Origin of the sequence: Aquabacterium sp., from assembly GCF_044226965.1 — a bacterium.
Classification (GTDB): domain Bacteria; phylum Pseudomonadota; class Gammaproteobacteria; order Burkholderiales; family Burkholderiaceae_C; genus Pseudaquabacterium.
Map to the genome: position 1 here is coordinate 14275 of NZ_JBGAGA010000052.1, position 15794 is coordinate 30068.

The window sequence follows — 15794 nt, forward strand, 5'->3', positions numbered from 1 at the left end:
CGCTCTTCAGCGCCGAGGCAGCTTGTGGTTCAGCGGGCGGAAGTCCACGCCGTCATAGACGTCGCTGGTCAGCCGGCCGTCGCGCTTCCTGACCCGCACCGTGAAGAGCCGCGGCTTGGTTTCCGGGTCACCGCCGCAGCTGGGCGTATGGCGCTCGCGAAAGTCAACGTCGAAGTACGACGCCGTCTCCCGCGCGCTCAGCAAGCCGCACTCGTCGCGCAAGCTGGTCAGCTCGTACTTGTCGATGGCGGCTGCCGCCAAGCGCATGGCTTCATGGCCGGTCTTGACCGGTGCGGCGGCGCAGGCGAGGGCAGAAGCCAGCAGCAAAAGCACCGGCCATCGGCGAAGCAGCTTCATGGTGTCGCATGCTCCGCTTCGGGCTGCGCGGCCGGAGCCGCCGTTGGCACCATCAGCGGCATCACGTGCAGGCGGAGGATGGACTTCAGCTTGGCGCCGTGGGCGGAATCGGTGGCGTAGCGAAGTCGGGCCACCGCCTCGGCAAATTTCATCGGGTCGGACTTGTAGGCCATCGCGCCGGAGTAGCGGCGCATGATCAGGGACGCATAGTCCTCGGCAGCTTCCGCATAGTTGGCGAAGGCCCGAAATTCATCGACTTCGCTCACGCGTTGACCCGACCGGGTCTCTTCATGAGTGGCAAAGCGCGTCGATTTGCCGCTCGCAGACTTGCCCTTGATGCCGAAGTAGGCGTTGCCGATCACTTTCCGGCCCCAATTGCTCTCCAGCGCCGATTGGGCAAGGATGACCTCGGTCGGAACGCCGGTGCGGGCGGAGATGTTTCGCGCATCGGCCGCATGGGCGCTGACGAAACTGATGACGTGTGCAGGCTGCGACTTCGGGCGTTGCGCATGGGCGTGCGCGCGTCCATGGGCGTGAGCGCGCGAGTGGGACTGCGCGTGTGCGGGCGACTTGTGATCAGACATGACGCGTGGCTGCTCTGATTGTTGCCTAGGTTTCGCGGGCTCGTATTGTCGAGAGCCGGACGCTCCTTGGACTCCGCGGCGGGTCTCCGAATGAGGGGTGCGGCCCGCCGCCCTAAAATCACGCCCTTCCCCGCCTGTTGCCTGCCGCCGCGGTGCGCGCTTCGCGCCGCCGGCACCCGCCTGCCATGACACTCTCGCCCCTCTCCGCCCTGTCGCCGCTGGACGGCCGCTATGCCGGCCGCATGGCGGCGCTGCGGCCGCTGCTGTCCGAACTTGGCTTGATGCACCGCCGCGTGCAGGTCGAGGTCGAGTGGTTCATCGCGCTCACCGATGCCGGCTTCAGCGAACTGAAGCCGCTGGCCGAGGCTTCGCGCGGCTTCCTGCGCTCGCTGGTGCTGCGCTTCAACGAGACCGATGCGCGCGCCATCAAGGACATCGAGAAGACCACCAACCACGACGTCAAGGCGGTCGAGTACTGGCTGAAGTCCAAGTTCAAGGGCCATGCCGACCTCGAGGCCGCGGCCGAGTTCGTGCACTTCGCCTGCACCAGCGAGGACATCAACAACACCAGCCATGCGCTGATGCTCAAGAGCGCGCGCGAGCAGGTGCTGCTGCCGGCCGTCGACGGCGTGATCGAGCGGCTGCGCACGATGGCGCACGCGCTGGCCGAGGTGCCGATGCTCAGCCGCACGCACGGCCAGACCGCCAGCCCCACCACGGTGGGCAAGGAAGTGGCCAACGTCGTCGCGCGGCTGGTCAAGGCGCGCGACACCATCGCCGGCGTCGCGCTGCTGGCGAAGATGAACGGTGCGGTGGGCAACTACAACGCGCACCTCGCGGCCTACCCCGCGTTCGACTGGGAGGCCTTCAGCCGCAAGGTGGTGGAGCAGCGCCTGGGCCTGGCATTCAACCCGTTCACGATCCAGATCGAGCCGCACGACTACATGGCCGAGCTGTTCGACGCGGTCACCCGCTGCAACACCATCCTGATCGACTGGTCGCGCGATGTCTGGGGCTACATCTCGCTGGGCTACTTCAAGCAGCGGCTGAAGGAAGGCGAGGTCGGCTCCTCGACCATGCCGCACAAGGTGAACCCGATCGACTTCGAGAACGCCGAAGGCAACTTCGGCCTGGCCAATGCGCTGCTCGCCCACCTGAGCCAGAAGCTGCCGGTCAGCCGCTGGCAGCGCGACCTGACCGACAGCACGGTGCTGCGCAACATGGGCGTGGCCATCGGCTACGCGGTGCTGGGGCTCGACTCGCTGGCGCGCGGCCTGGACAAGCTGGAGATCAACCGCCAGGCGCTGGCGGCCGACCTGGACGAGGCCTGGGAAGTGATGGCCGAGGCGATCCAGACCGTGATGCGGCGCTTCGGCCTGCCCGAGCCCTACGAGCAGCTGAAGAAGTTCACCCGCGGCCAGCCGATGACGCGCGAGCTCATGCAGGGCTTCATCGCCGCGCTGGCGCTGCCTGACGCCGAAAAGACGCGGCTGCTGGCGATGACGCCGGCCAGCTACACCGGTCTCGCGGCGGCGCTGGCGCGCAGGGCCTGATCGCCCGGCCTGATCGCCCGGCCCGATCGACCGGCCCGATCGACCGGCCGGCGGGCCCGCAGCCTCAGCGGAACACGCCGACGGCTTCGACCAGCCGCGAGGCCTGCTGCTGCAGGCTTTGCGAGGCGGCGCTGCTCTGCTCCACCAGCGCGGCGTTCTGCTGCGTCACCTGGTCGAGGTGACCCACTGCCTGCTCGACCTGGCCGATGCCCTCGCTCTGCTGCTGCGTGGCCAGGCTGATCTCGGCGATCAGCTGCGACACCTGCTGCACCTGCGAGACCACCGCGCCCATCGTGCGGCCGGCATCGTCGACCAGGCGCGAGCCGGCTTCCACCTTCTCGACGCTGGCATGGATCAGCGTCTTGATCTCCTTGGCGGCCTCGGCCGAGCGCTGCGCCAGGCTGCGCACCTCGCCGGCCACCACCGCGAAGCCGCGGCCCTGCTCGCCGGCGCGCGCGGCCTCGACCGCGGCGTTGAGCGCCAGGATGTTGGTCTGGAACGCGATGCCGTCGATCACGCCGATGATGTCGGCGATCCTGCGCGAGCTGTCGGTGATCTCGGCCATCGTGCTGACCACGTTGTCCACCGCGCGGCCGCCGACCCCGGCCGCCTCGCAGGTGCCGCCGGCCAGCTGGTTGGCCTGCGCGGCGGTGTCGGCATTGCTCTTCACGGTGGCGGCCATCTGCGCCATCGACGCGGCCGTCTGCTGCAGGCTGGCGGCGGCCTGCTCGGTGCGCGAGCTGAGGTCGTTGTTGCCCTGCGCGATCTCGCTGCTGGCGGTCTGCACGTTCAGCACCTGCTGGCTGACGTCGTCGATCAGCCAGCGGAACATCAGGCCGAGCTGGTTGATGGTGCGCAGCGTCATGCCGATCTCGTCGACACGGTCCATCTGCAGGGCCTCGTGCGTGGCGCCGGAGGCGACGTTCAGCGCATGGGCGCGCACCTCGGCCAGCGGCCGCGCGATCTGCGACTCCAGCCACCCGCTGGCCGCCGCGCCCAGGCCCGCCATCAGCGCGCCGAAGCCGGCCAGCGCGGCGCCGCCCACGCCGCAGGCGGCCGCGCCGGCCACCGCCGCGGGCACCAGCGCGAGCAGCGCGCTGCGGATGCGCCAGCGCACCGGCATCGTCTTGCGCCAGTTCAGGCAGGCCAGCACGCCGGTGCGCACGATCAGGCCCTTGTGGAAGGCCTGCGCACCGGCACGGCCTTCGCGGAAGGCCTGGTACAGCGCCTCCGCGGCCTGCACCTCGTCGCGGCCGGGCTTGGTGCGCACCGACATGAAGCCCACGGTCTGGCCCTGGCGCACCACCGGCGTGGCGTTGGCGCGCACCCAGTAGTGGTCGCCGTCCTTGCGCCGGTTCTTCACCAGCGCGGTCCAGGGCTCGCCGCCCTTGAGCGTGGCCCACATGTCGGCGAAGGCTTCGCGCGGCATGTCGGGATGGCGCACCAGGTTGTGGGGCTGGCCCTCGATCTCTTCCCGCGTGAAGCCGCTGACCTCGATGAACGCAGCGTTGGCGTACTGGATGCGGCTGTGGATGTCGGTGGTCGACATCAGCGTCGCGTTGTCGCTGACCGCGTACTCGCGCTGCGAAACCGGCTGGTTGTTGCGCATGGACTGCTCCGGGAGGGAAATTGGCCGCCAAGTTTCACCTGCGGGCAGCGCCGCGATCGACCGATGTGAGCAGCAGAAAAGCGCCTGTTCCGCACCCTTGTACGGGCTATTGCACCGCGGCTGTAGGGAGTACTGGATCGGCCTTGATGCAGGTCAAGCCAGGTCCTGCCAGGCCAGTGCGGCGATCTTCCAGCCGCGCGCCGTGCGCACCAGCTGGAAGGCCTTGCGGCCCTCGGCCTCGAACGGCACGCCATCGAGCACGCCGCGCTTGCGGTACTGCGACCAGCGCTGCGCCAGGCCCTCGGCGAGGTCGGTGCGCGCGGCGGTCTCGTGTTCCTCGAACTCGCACAGGCGGCCGCTGGCCAGCAGCTCGGCCCGCGGCGTGATGAAGCCGTGCAGGTCCAGCGTCAGCGCGCCCGCCGCGTCGCAGCGCTGGATGCGCGCCTCGGGCAGGCAGGCGTGCGGCAGCGCGGCCAGCGTCGGCAGCGCGCCGCCGCGGTTGCCGAAGGCCGCGAAGAAGCGGCCGATCAGCGCGTCGATCTGGCCGGCGTCATCGGGCTCGGCCGTGGTGGCGTGCCAGACGAACGCACAGCTCTCGCCCTCTTCGCCGCGCACGCGGGGCGGATCGGCCGGCACCAGCCCGATGTCCAGCAGCACGCGCTGCGACGCCAGGTTGTGCGGCGCGGTGATGGCCCGCAGCGTGCGCAGGCCCAGCACCTCGCGCGCGTAGGCCAGGCAGGCCGCGGCGCCCTCGCGCGCATAGCCGCGGCCCCAGTAGGCCGGCAGCAGCGCGTAGCCGACATCGGGGTCGGGCAGGCTGTCGCGCTGCGTCAGCCCGCACATGCCGATCAGCGCGCCGTCCTCGTGGCGCTCCACGGCCCAGAAGCCGAAGCCCTGGCGCCAGTAGTTGGCCAGCAGGCGGCCGCGGATGTAGTCCAGCGCGTCGTCGTCGCTGTGGATCTGGCGGTCGCCGATGTTGGCGATCCACGAGGGCTCGTTCAGCAGCCGGCGCACGAAGCCGGCATCGGACTCACGGAACCAGCGCAGGCGCAGGCGTTCGGTGTGCAGTATCTGCATGGCAGGGCGGCCGTCGGAAGGACCCGATTGTGGGCCGGCGCACCGGTCGCGCCGGGGACGCGGGAGAATCGGCCGACCGCCACCGCCCGCCGCCCATGCCGTCCACCTTCACCGCCCGCCTCGCCGCCGCCGAACGCCGCAACGATTCCCTGCTCTGCGTCGGGCTCGATCCCGAGCCGGCGCGCTTTCCCGGCGCCTGGCGCGGCGACGCCAGCCGCATCTTCGACTTCTGCGCCGCGATCGTCGATGCCACGAAGGACCTGGTGCTGGCCTTCAAGCCGCAGATCGCCTACTTCGCCGCGCAGCGCGCCGAAGACCAGCTGGAGCGGCTGATGGCGCACATCCGCCAGGTCGCGCCGGAGGTGCCGGTGATCCTGGACGCCAAGCGCGGCGACATCGGCGCCACCGCCGAGCAGTACGCGCGCGAGGCCTTCGAGCGCTACCAGGCCGATGCGCTGACGCTCTCGCCCTTCATGGGCTTCGATTCGATCGAGCCCTACCTGCGCTACGAGGGCAAGGGCCTGATCCTGCTGTGCCGCACCTCCAACGCCGGCGGCAGCGACCTGCAGGCGCAGCGCCTGGCCAGCGGCGACCGGCTGTACGAACACATCGCGCGGCTGGCCGCCGGCGACTGGAACCGCAGCGGCCAGCTCGGGCTGGTGGTGGGCGCCACCTTCCCGGCCGAGATCGAGCGCGTGCGCGAACTCGCGCCCACGCTGCCGCTGCTGATTCCCGGCGTCGGCGCGCAGGGCGGCGATGCGGCCGCCACGGTGCGCGCCGGCTGGCGCGGCGACGCGCAGGGCCGCACGCTGGCGCCGGTGATCGTCAATTCCTCGCGGGCGGTGCTCTACGCCTCGGCCGGCGACGACTTCGCGCAGGCCGCGCGGGCGGCGGCCATGGCCACGCGCCAGGCCCTGGCCGAGGCCAAGCCCGCGGCCTGATCCTGCGCCGGCCCGACACCCGGAACCGAGCCCCGTGTCCAGCCTGTTGCCGCAGACCGCCAGCCAGGAAGCGCTGCGCCTGGCGGTGCTGCGCACCTTCTTCATCGGCTGCGCGGCGGCCGCGCTGGCGGCCATCGCCAACCTGCTGATCGATCCCGGCACGCGCGCCAACCCGATCAACCACGGTCTGATCGTCGGCTATGCGGTGCTGGCGCTGGGCAGCGCCGCGGCCATCCGGCTGCGGCTGCGCCAGGCGCAGCGCGCGCTGCTGGTGGTGGCACTGGGCGGGCTGGCGATGGTGGGCTCGCGCGCCATCGGCAACGGGCTGGGCCTGCAGGCGCCGGGGCTGGTGTTCTTCTCGCTGCTGACCTGCGTCAGCTGCATCGTCGGCGAACAGCGCCACGGCTGGATGGTCGCGGCGGCGGCCGCGGCGGTGGTGCTGGTGCTGGCCGCCTCCGAGCTGACCGGCCTGGCGCCGCTGGCCCGCGCCGCCAGCCCGGTGCCGCTGCCGGCGCGCACCATCGCGCAGCTGGTGGCGGTGCTGATCGGCGCGGCTACCGGCCGGCTGGTGTCGCGGCTGGTGGCCGAGCATGTGCGCGAATCAGCCGAGCGCGAACAGCGCTTCCGCGGCCTGCTGGGCATCGCCGCGGCGGCCTACTGGGAAACCGACGAGCAGCTGCGCCTGTGCCACGCCTCGCTGCGCGACGAGCGCGGCCAGTTCGTGCCGCAGCCGCTGCTGCCGCGGCGCCCGCCCTGGGAGCTGGCCGAGCTGCGCTTCGACGACGACGCGATGGACACGCTGCGCGCCGACATGGAATCGCGCAGCGCCTTCCGCGACGTGGCGCTGGCCTGGGCCGCGCCCGGCGCGCCGCTGCAGCACTTCCTGGCCAGCGGCGAGCCGCAGCACGACGGCGAGGGCCGCTTCATCGGCTACTGGGGCGTGGCGCGCGACATCACCGCCGAGCACAAGGCGCGCGAGGTGCTGATCGCCACCGAGCAGCGCTACGAGGAGCTGTTCCGCCGTGCGCCCACGCCGCTGGTGCTGCACCGGCTGGGCGTGGTGCTGGACGCCAACCCGGCCGCGGCCACGCTGTTCGGCTTCGAGACCGTGGCGCAGATGATCGGCGCCGACCTGGCCGGCCTGTACCCCTCGCCGGAGGCCGCTCACTTCGCACGTCAGCGCTCGGAACAGATCCCGCAGCTCGCCCCGGGCGACGCGCTGCCGGCGGTGGAGGCCCTGATGCTGACCCGCGCCGCACAGCAGCGGCGGGTGAGCGAGACCGCCGTGCGAGCCGACACCGACGGCGAGGCCGCGACGCTGTCGATCTTCGTCGACCTCACCGCGCAGCAGGCGGCCGAGCAGGCGCTGCGCCGCTCGCAGGCCCTGCTGTCGCAGGTGGTGTCGATGAGCCCCGACATCATCACGCTGACCGACCTGCAGACCGGGCGCTACGAGATGGTGAACCCGAGCTTCACCCGCGTGATCGGCTACCCGGCCGCCGAGGTGGAAGGGCGCACCGCGGTGGAGATGGGCGTCTGGCCCGACGAGACGGCGCGCCGCCGCGTGATGCAGCAGGTGCTGGAGAAGGGCTTCGTGGAGGACGCGGACGTCGAGTTCCGGCGCCGCGACGGCGCCGCCGTGCACCTGCTGGTGTCGGCCACCCGCTTCCAGCGCGACGGGCGCGACTTCGTCGTGATCAACGCACGCGACGTCACCGAGACCTCGCGCCAGCGCATGGAGCGCGAGGCCATCCTCGACAACGCCTCGATCGGCATCGCCTTCACCCGCGAGCGCCGCTTCGTGATGGTGAACCCGCATTTCGAGCAGATGTACGGCTGGCCGCCCGGCGCCATCGTCGGCCAGCCGGGCCGCGTGGTGTGGCCCAGCGATGCCGACTACGACAGCCTGGGGGCCGAGGTCGGCAAGCCGCTGCGCCGCGGCGAGCAGGTGGAGTTCGAGCGCCTGGCTGCACGGCGCGACGGCAGCACCTTCGTCGTGCGCATGCGGGCCAAGGCGATCGACCCCGAGCACCCGAACGAGAGCGGCACGATCTGGATCGCCGAAGACGTCACCGCGCAGCGCCAGGCCGAGGCGGCACTGGCCCGCGCCCGCGACGACGCCGAGGCCGCCAACCGCGCCAAGAGCACCTTCCTGGCCAACACCAGCCACGAGATCCGCACGCCGCTGAACGGCCTGGTCGGCCTGGCCCGGCTGGCGCGCCAGCCTAACGTCGATCCGGCGCGGCTGGACCATTACCTCGAGCAGATCGGCGCCGGCGCCGAGACGCTGTCGGCCATCATCTCGGACATCCTCGACCTGTCGAAGATCGAGGCCGGCAAGCTGGAGGTCGAGGCCGCGCCCTTCGACCTGCTGGCGCTGCTGCACTCGCTGCAGCAGGCCTACAGCGCGCTGGCCGACAGCCACGGGCTGCAGTTCGTCGTCAGCATCGACCCGCGGGTGCCGCAGGCGGTGCGCGGCGACGCGCTGCGGGTGCGCCAGATCCTCGCCAACTTCCTGCACAACGCGCTGAAGTTCACGCCGCGCGGCGGGCTCACGCTGCTGGTCAAGCCAGCGGCCGACACGCGCGTGCGCTTCGAGGTGCACGACACCGGCCTGGGCATCGACGAGGCGACGCAGGCACGGCTGTTCAAGCCCTTCACGCAGGCCGACGAATCGATCACCCGGCGCTTCGGCGGCACCGGCCTGGGCCTGTCGATCTGCCGCGAGCTGGCCACGCTGATGGGCGGCGAGGTCGGCGTCAGCAGCCAGCCGGGCGTGGGCAGCTGCTTCCATGCCGAGCTGCCACTGCCGCCGGAGCAGGACATCGGGGCGGTGTCCGGCCATGGCGCGCTCGACAGCGACCCGCTGCGCGGCGCGCATGTGCTGCTGGTGGAGGACAACGCCGTCAACATGATGATCGGCGTGGCGCTGCTCGAGCAATGGGGCGCGGTGGTCGCGCAGGCCGGCGACGGGCCGCAGGCGCTGGACGCGGTGGCCGCCGCGGCCGAGGCCGGCCGGCCCTTCGACGTGGTGCTGATGGACGTGCAGATGCCCGGCATGAGCGGCTACGAAGCCACCCGGCTGCTGCGCCAGCACTACTCGCTGCTGGAGCTGCCGATCATCGCCCTCACCGCCGCGGCGCTGACCTCCGAGCGCGAGCGCGCCGCCGAAATCGGCATGAACGATTTCCTGACCAAGCCGATCGACGCCAACCGCATGCGCATGACGCTGCAGCGCGTGCTCTCGGCCGGCGAGGCGGCCCTCGGCGACTAGTGCCGCATCGGCCGACCAGGGCCGCATCGGCCGAACAAGGGCGCCGCGGCCGCGCATTTCTCACGGTGCGGCCTTGCGCGCCGTCAAGCCCGCCGCCGGGGGGCTTTTCCAGAATCGGCCGATGCCCGCATCGACTGTCCTGGTGGTGGACGACAACCCCGACAACCTGGCCGTGCTCGGCGAGACGCTGAGCCCGCTGGCCCGCGTACGCACCGCGCTCGACGGCCCCCGCGCGCTGCGCCTGGCCGCCCAGGCGCCGCAGCCCGACCTGATCCTGCTGGACGTGATGATGCCGGGCATGGATGGCCACGCCGTGCTGCAGCGCCTGCGCGCAATGCCGCAGACGCGCGACATCCCGGTCATCTTCGTCACCGCGCTGGCCGATGCGGCGCACGAGGAACGCGGTCTGCAGCTGGGCGCCGTGGACTACCTGGCCAAGCCGCTGCGGCTGCCGGTGGTGCTGGCCCGCGTGCAGATGCACCTGGCCATGGCCCGGGCGCGGCGCGGCCTGCTGCAGGCCCGCCAGGCCCTGGAAGTCGAGCTGCAGCGCCAGCGCCAGGACAACCAGCTGGCGCAGGACGCCACCCTGCACGCGCTGACCCGCCTGGCCGAGACGCGCGACGACGACACCGGTCGCCACCTGCTGCGCACGCAGGCCTATGTGCGGCGCCTGGCCCAGCGCCTGGCCGCGCAGCCGGCCTTCGCCGACCAGCTGGGCGAAGACCGCATCGCCGCCATCGTCAAGGCCGCGCCGCTGCACGACATCGGCAAGGTCGGCATTCCCGACGAGGTGCTGCGCAAGCCCGGCCGGCTGGACGCCGACGAGCGCCGCGTGATGCAGAACCATGCCGCACTGGGCGCCGCCACGCTCGAGCGTGCCGAACGCGACCTGCAGCAGTCCCTGCCCTTCCTGGCCGACGCCAAGTGCATCGCGCGCCATCACCACGAGCGCTGGGACGGCACCGGCTACCCCGACCGCCTGGCCGGCGAGGCCATTCCGCTGCCCGCGCGGCTGATGGCGATGGCCGATGTGTTCGATGCGCTGAGCACGCCGCGGGTGTACCGCCAGCCGCTGTCCTTCAGCGCGCTGCGCCGGCACTTCATCGCCGAACGCGGCCGCCAGTTCGACCCGCGCCTGGTCGACGCCTTCCTGGCCGACTACGAGGCCTACTGCGACATCGCCCGCAGCCTGGCCGACGACGCCCCGGCGTGAAAGGTCGAGCGCGAGCGGCCGTCCCATGCCCCCCTCCCCGCTGATCGCCGCACCGGCGCCCCCGGGCATCGACGAACGGCGCGCACTGCTGCGCCAGGCCACGCGCTTCGCGCTGGGCTACGCGGTGCTGGGCTGCGCCTGGATCCTCGGCACCGACGCGCTGCTCTCGCTGCTGGTGAGCGACCGCGTGCTGCTGCTCAAGATCTCGGCGTTCAAGGGCTGGGCCTTCGTCGGGCTGTCGGCGCTGCTGCTGCTGGCGCGCGAGCGCCGGGCGCTGGGGCGCCAGCAGCAGCGCCTGGCCGAGCACCAGCAGCGCCTGCAGGCGCTGGACCTGCTGCAGGCCATTGCCGACGGCTCCAACGACGCCATCTTCGCGAAGGACGCCGACGGCCGCTACCTGCTGTGCAACCGCGAGGCAGCACGCTACATCGGCCGCGCGGTGGCCGACATCGTCGGCCAGGACGACCGCTCGCTGTTCCCGCCGCGCGATGCGGCGCTGCTCGCGGCCAACAACGCGCGGGTGATGGTCGAAGCCGGCGTGGCCAGCTTCGAGGAGACGCTGGCCACCGCGCTCGGGCCGCGGACCTTCCTGGCGACCAAGGGCCCGCTGCGCGATGCGCAGGGCCGCGTGGCCGGCCTGTTCGGCATCTCGCGCGACATCACCGAGCGCAAGCGCGACGAGTTGGCGCTGCGCGAGGCCGGCGAGCTGCTGCAGGCGGTGGGGGACTCGCTGCCCGACCACATGGCGGTGCTGGACCGTGCCGGCCGCATCGTCGCGGTGAACGCGGCCTGGGCCCGCTTCGCGCTGCAGAACGCGGCGCGCGAGCTGCTGCCCCGGTTGGGCGTGGGCGGCGATTACCTGGGCACCTGCCGCGCCTCGGCCGCGGGTGGCGACGCGCAGGCCGCCGCGGTGGCCGAGGCGCTGGAGGCGGTGCTGCAGGGACACCTGGCGCAGTACGAATGCGAGTACGACTGCCCGGGGCCGGACCGCCCGGCCTGGTACCGCATGAGCGTGGCGCCGCTGCGCACCAGCACCGGCGGCGCGGTGGTGATGCACACCGACATCACCGCGCGCCGCCAGGCCGAGCAGGAGCTGTTGCGCCACCGCGAGCACCTGGCGGAACTGGTGGACGCGCGCACCCGGCAGCTGCAGCAGGCCAATGCCGAGCTGGTGGCCGCGCGCGACCGCGCCGAGGCCGGCAACCGCGCAAAGAGCGCGTTCCTGGCCAACATGAGCCACGAGATCCGCACGCCGTTGAACGCCATCATCGGGCTGGGCTACCTGCTGCGCCGCGACGCGCAGGCGCCGCACGACCGCCAGCGGCTGGACCGCGTGCACGAGGCCGCCGGGCAGCTGCTGCAGCTGGTCAACGACATCCTCGACCTTTCGAAGCTGGATGCCGGCAGCGTCGCGCTGGAGGCCATCGACTTCTCGCTGGCCGACCAGCTGGCGCGCTGCCGCCAGCAGGTGGCCGAGCGCGCGCAGGCCTTGGGCCTGCAGCTGGACGTCCAGGCAGCGGGCGTGCCGGACGCGCTGCTCGGCGACCCCGGCCGCCTGTCGCAGGCGCTGCTGAACCTGATGAGCAACGCGGTGAAGTTCACGCCGCAAGGCCGCGTCGAGGTCCGCGTGGCGCTGCTCGGGGAAGACGCCCAGGGCCTGCTGCTGCGCCTGAGCGTGCGCGACACCGGCATCGGCATCGCGCCGGAGCGGCTGGGCCAGCTGTTCGCGCCGTTCGCGCAGGCCGACAGCTCGATGACGCGGCGCTTCGGCGGCACCGGGCTGGGACTGGCCATCACCCAGCGCCTGGCCCGCCTGATGGGCGGCGAGGCCGGCGCGCAGAGCCAGCCCGGCAGCGGCAGCGAGTTCTGGTTCACGGTGCGCCTGCAGCGCGGGCTGGCCGCGCGCACCGCGCCCGCGGCGCTGGACGACGTGCCCGCGCCAGCGCTGCCGGGGCCGCCGGCCCGGCCTTCGCTGCCTGGCCCCGGCGCCCTGGACGCCCGGCTGGCGCAGGGCCTGGCCGAACTGCTGCGCCTGCTGGAAGCCGGCGACTACGCCAGCCACGCGCGCTTCGAGCAGCTGGCCGCCGCGCTGCGCGAGCAGCAGGGCGCGGCCGTGGCGGCCGCCGTCGCCGAGCACCTGCGGCGCTTCGACCACGAAGCCGCCGCCGCGCAGCTGCGGCCGCTGGTCGCGGGCGGCTGTGCAAATTCAATTTAATTATCATTTCTACTAAAGTATTCCGGGCCACGGCCGATACACCCGGCACAGGCGCGTGGCGAAGGGGCCGCGCCGCGCTGATCGACAACGCCATTCGCCGCCCGGAGATCTCCCCATGTCCACGCTCTCGCCCGCCTGGTCCGCTGCGCCCAGGCCTGCCCCGGTCAACCCTGCCGACACCGGCCACGCCGGCTTCTTTGCCCACCATGGGCCGTGGGCCCCGGGGGTGCGGCTGTTCCGCCAGCTGCGCTTCAGCGCCAAGGCACTGATCATTTCGCTGACCTTCCTGCTGCCGGTGCTGGGGCTGCTGGGCTGGTTGCTGGAAACCGCCTACGACGACGCGCTGGCCGCCCGCATGGCCGCCACGCGCCAGCACGTGGAGGTGGCCCACGGCCTGATCGCCTGGGCCCAGGGCGAGGAAGCCGCCGGCCGGCTGCCGCGCGAGCAGGCCCAGCGCCAGGCACTGCAGGCCCTGAGCCAGCTGCGCTACGACGGCCAGGAGTACTTCTGGGTCAACGACATGCAGCCGCGCATGCTGATGCACCCGATCAAGCCCGAGCTGAACGGCCAGGACCTCGGCGCGATGAAGGACCCCAACGGCTTCGCGCTGTTCCAGGCCATGGTCGAGACGGTGCGCAGGAACGGCCAGGGCTTCGTCGCCTACCAGTGGCCCAAGCCCGGCGCCGACCAGCCGGTGGACAAGATCTCGTACGTGAAGGGCTTCGCGCCCTGGGGCTGGATCGTCGGCTCGGGCGTCTACACCGGCGACCTGAAGCAGGCCGAGCGCCGCAAGGCGCTGCACATCGCCGGCGTGGTGCTGGGCACGGTGCTGCTCGCGGCCTACCTGTTCCTGTGCTTCTACCGCGTGATCGACGGCGGCCTGAAGGAGACGCGCCGCCACCTGCGGGCGATGACCGACGGCGACCTGACCACCTCGCCCTCGCCCTGGGGCCGCGACGAAGCCGCCGAGCTGATGCTGGACCTGCGCAGCATGCAGGATTCGCTGCGCTCGGTGGTCAGCCGCGTGCGCGGCTCGAGCGACGGCATCCTCGGCTCGGCCGGCGAGATCGCCCATGGCGCGATGGACCTGTCGGCCCGCACCGAAGCCGCCGCGGCCAGCCTCGAAGAATCGGCCGCGTCGATGGAGCAGATCTCGGCCACCGTGCGCAACGGCGCCGAGCTCACCGCCCAGGCCGCCGAGGTGGCGCGCCACAACGCCGAAGTGGCCGACAACGGCGGCCGCGTGATGGGCCAGGTGGTCAGCACGATGGAGGCGATCCGCGGTTCCTCGTCGCGCATTGCCGAGATCATCGGCACCATCGACGGCATCGCGTTCCAGACCAACATCCTGGCGCTCAACGCCGCGGTCGAGGCGGCGCGCGCCGGCGAACAGGGCCGCGGCTTCGCCGTCGTGGCGTCCGAAGTGCGCAGCCTGGCGCAGCGCAGCGCCTCGGCCGCCAAGGAGATCAAGACGCTGATCGTCGGCAGCGTCGAGCAGGTCGAAGCCGGCACCGGCGTCGTGCGCCAGGCCGGCGCGGCGATGGCCGACATCCTCGGCTCCTCGCGCCGCGTCGACGAACTGCTCGGCGAGGTGGCCACCGGCGCGCGCGAGCAGAGCGCCGGCATCGCCCAGCTCGGCCAGGCGATCCAGGAGCTCGACCGCACCACGCAGCAGAACGCCGCGCTGGTGGAACAGACCGCCGCCGCGGCCGCCGCGATGCGCGAGCAGGCCGATGGCCTCTCGGCCGAGGTCGCGAATTTCCGCCTGCCCTGAATCCCGCCCCACCGCACGAGCCCACCCATGACCCTGACCACGCTGATCGTCGAAGACCATGCCGACATCCGCAAGCTGATCCGCATGACCTTGGAGTTCGAGGACCACCTGATCCAGGAGGTCGGCAACGCGCCGGACGCGGTGGCCGCCGCGCCCGCGCTGCGGCCCGACGTGGTGCTGCTGGACGTGATGATGCCGGGCGAGTACGACGGGCTCGAGGCCTGCCGCCGCCTGCGCGCCGACCCGAGGCTGGCGCACACCCGCATCATCCTGCTCAGCGCGCGCGGCCACAGCCGCGACATCGAGGCCGGCCTGGCCGCCGGCGCCGATGCCTACCTGCTCAAGCCCTTCAGCCCGCTGGCGCTGCTGGAGACCATCCAGCGCCACACGGCCACGAGCGAGACCCTGCGATGAAGCTGTCGGACGCGCCGCTGGTCGAATCGCGCCCGCCCTGCGAGCCGGCGATGCAGGAACTGTGCTTCGCGCAATCGGCCGCAGCCCAGATGGAGCAGCTGGTCACCGACCTGCGCCGCATGTACCAGGAGCGCAACGACGCGCTGCAGGAAGTGGCCCGTGCGCACCACGAGGCGCTGCTGCGCCTGTCGATCGCCGCCGACTTCAAGGATGACGACACCGGCGTGCACATCGTGCGCATCGCCTACCTCGCGCAGGCGCTGGCGCTGGCCCTCGGCGAGCGCCCGGCCTGGGCCAAGCTGCTGCGCCAGGCCGCGCCGATGCACGACATCGGCAAGATCGGCATCCCCGACAGCGTGCTGAAGAAGCCCGGCGCGCTGACACCCGACGAACGCCTGGTGATGAAGGGCCACCCGGCCATCGGCGCCGAGATCCTCGGCCGCTCGCGCATCCCGCTGTTCCAGCTGGCCGCCGAGGTCTCGATGACGCACCACGAGCGCTGGGATGGCAGCGGCTACCCCGCCGGCCTGGCCGGCGAGGCGATCCCGCTGTCCGGCCGCATCGTCGCGGTGGTCGACTTCTTCGATGCGCTGACGATGGACCGCGTCTACCGCAAGGCCTTCCCCGACGCGGTGGCGCTGGAGATGCTGCGCGCCGAGCGCGGTCGCGCCTTCGACCCGCGCCTGGTCGATGCCTTCCTGGCCAAGGCCGACGCGATGATCGGCCTGCGCGAACGCGTCAACCGCCAGCGCCCGAGCTTCGCCGACCTGATGGACTGACGCC

Annotated in this window: 12 protein-coding genes; 8 read left to right on the top strand and 4 right to left on the bottom strand. The window is 72.1% G+C overall.

Translation table 11 applies throughout. The features are described from left to right. Positions 1-6 precede the first annotated feature (6 nt). Both ACILR4_RS20320 and ACILR4_RS20325 read right to left on the bottom strand, forming a co-directional pair. Positions 7-357, bottom strand: a complete 351-nt coding sequence (locus ACILR4_RS20320; RefSeq protein WP_395702693.1) for a hypothetical protein — start codon at positions 355-357, stop codon at positions 7-9. Further along, positions 354-941, bottom strand: a complete 588-nt coding sequence (locus ACILR4_RS20325; protein ID WP_395702694.1) for a glycoside hydrolase family 73 protein — start codon at positions 939-941, stop codon at positions 354-356. The genes ACILR4_RS20320 and ACILR4_RS20325 overlap by 4 nt, the downstream gene beginning before the upstream one ends. Before the next feature lie 185 nt (positions 942-1126). Between ACILR4_RS20325 and purB the strand changes: the two genes are divergently transcribed. Further along, positions 1127-2494, top strand: coding sequence for an adenylosuccinate lyase (gene purB / locus ACILR4_RS20330; protein WP_395702695.1), 1368 nt, complete (start codon positions 1127-1129; stop codon positions 2492-2494). Between the two features lie 64 nt (positions 2495-2558). On the opposite strand, the gene ACILR4_RS20335 is transcribed toward purB, so the two are convergent. Next, positions 2559-4103, bottom strand: a complete 1545-nt coding sequence (locus ACILR4_RS20335) for a methyl-accepting chemotaxis protein (RefSeq protein ID WP_395702696.1) — start codon at positions 4101-4103, stop codon at positions 2559-2561. Positions 4104-4256: 153 nt separating this feature from the next. Beyond that, on the bottom strand, positions 4257-5180 hold the full coding sequence (locus tag ACILR4_RS20340; RefSeq protein ID WP_395702697.1) for a GNAT family N-acetyltransferase: 924 nt from the start codon (positions 5178-5180) through the stop codon (positions 4257-4259). A 95-nt stretch (positions 5181-5275) separates the two neighbouring features. On the opposite strand from ACILR4_RS20340, the gene pyrF reads away from it, so the two are divergent. The 7 genes from pyrF to ACILR4_RS20375 all read left to right on the top strand — a co-directional run bounded on the left by pyrF (position 5276) and on the right by ACILR4_RS20375 (position 15790). Further along, positions 5276-6121: an orotidine-5'-phosphate decarboxylase gene (gene pyrF, locus ACILR4_RS20345; protein WP_395702698.1), complete on the top strand. Its 846-nt coding sequence runs from the start codon at positions 5276-5278 to the stop codon at positions 6119-6121. Between the two features lie 34 nt (positions 6122-6155). Continuing rightward, positions 6156-9395, top strand: a complete 3240-nt coding sequence (locus tag ACILR4_RS20350) for a PAS domain S-box protein (RefSeq protein ID WP_395702699.1) — start codon at positions 6156-6158, stop codon at positions 9393-9395. 121 nt (positions 9396-9516) lie between these two features. Beyond that, a complete protein-coding gene (locus ACILR4_RS20355) occupies positions 9517-10608 on the top strand; it encodes an HD-GYP domain-containing protein (protein WP_395702700.1) in 1092 nt (363 codons plus the stop codon). 25 nt (positions 10609-10633) lie between these two features. After that, entirely contained in the window at positions 10634-12823 is a 2190-nt protein-coding gene (locus tag ACILR4_RS20360) for a PAS domain-containing protein (protein ID WP_395702701.1), read from the top strand. Positions 12824-12938: 115 nt separating this feature from the next. Further along, positions 12939-14597, top strand: coding sequence for a methyl-accepting chemotaxis protein (locus tag ACILR4_RS20365; RefSeq protein WP_395702702.1), 1659 nt, complete (start codon positions 12939-12941; stop codon positions 14595-14597). A 27-nt stretch (positions 14598-14624) separates the two neighbouring features. Further along, positions 14625-15011 (top strand): response regulator transcription factor, encoded by a 387-nt coding sequence (locus tag ACILR4_RS20370; RefSeq protein WP_395702703.1) that lies wholly within the window; start codon positions 14625-14627, stop codon positions 15009-15011. A gap of 50 nt (positions 15012-15061) precedes the next feature. Beyond that, complete coding sequence (locus ACILR4_RS20375; RefSeq protein ID WP_395702714.1) at positions 15062-15790, top strand: HD-GYP domain-containing protein; 729 nt, start codon at positions 15062-15064, stop codon at positions 15788-15790. Positions 15791-15794: the final 4 nt, after the last annotated feature.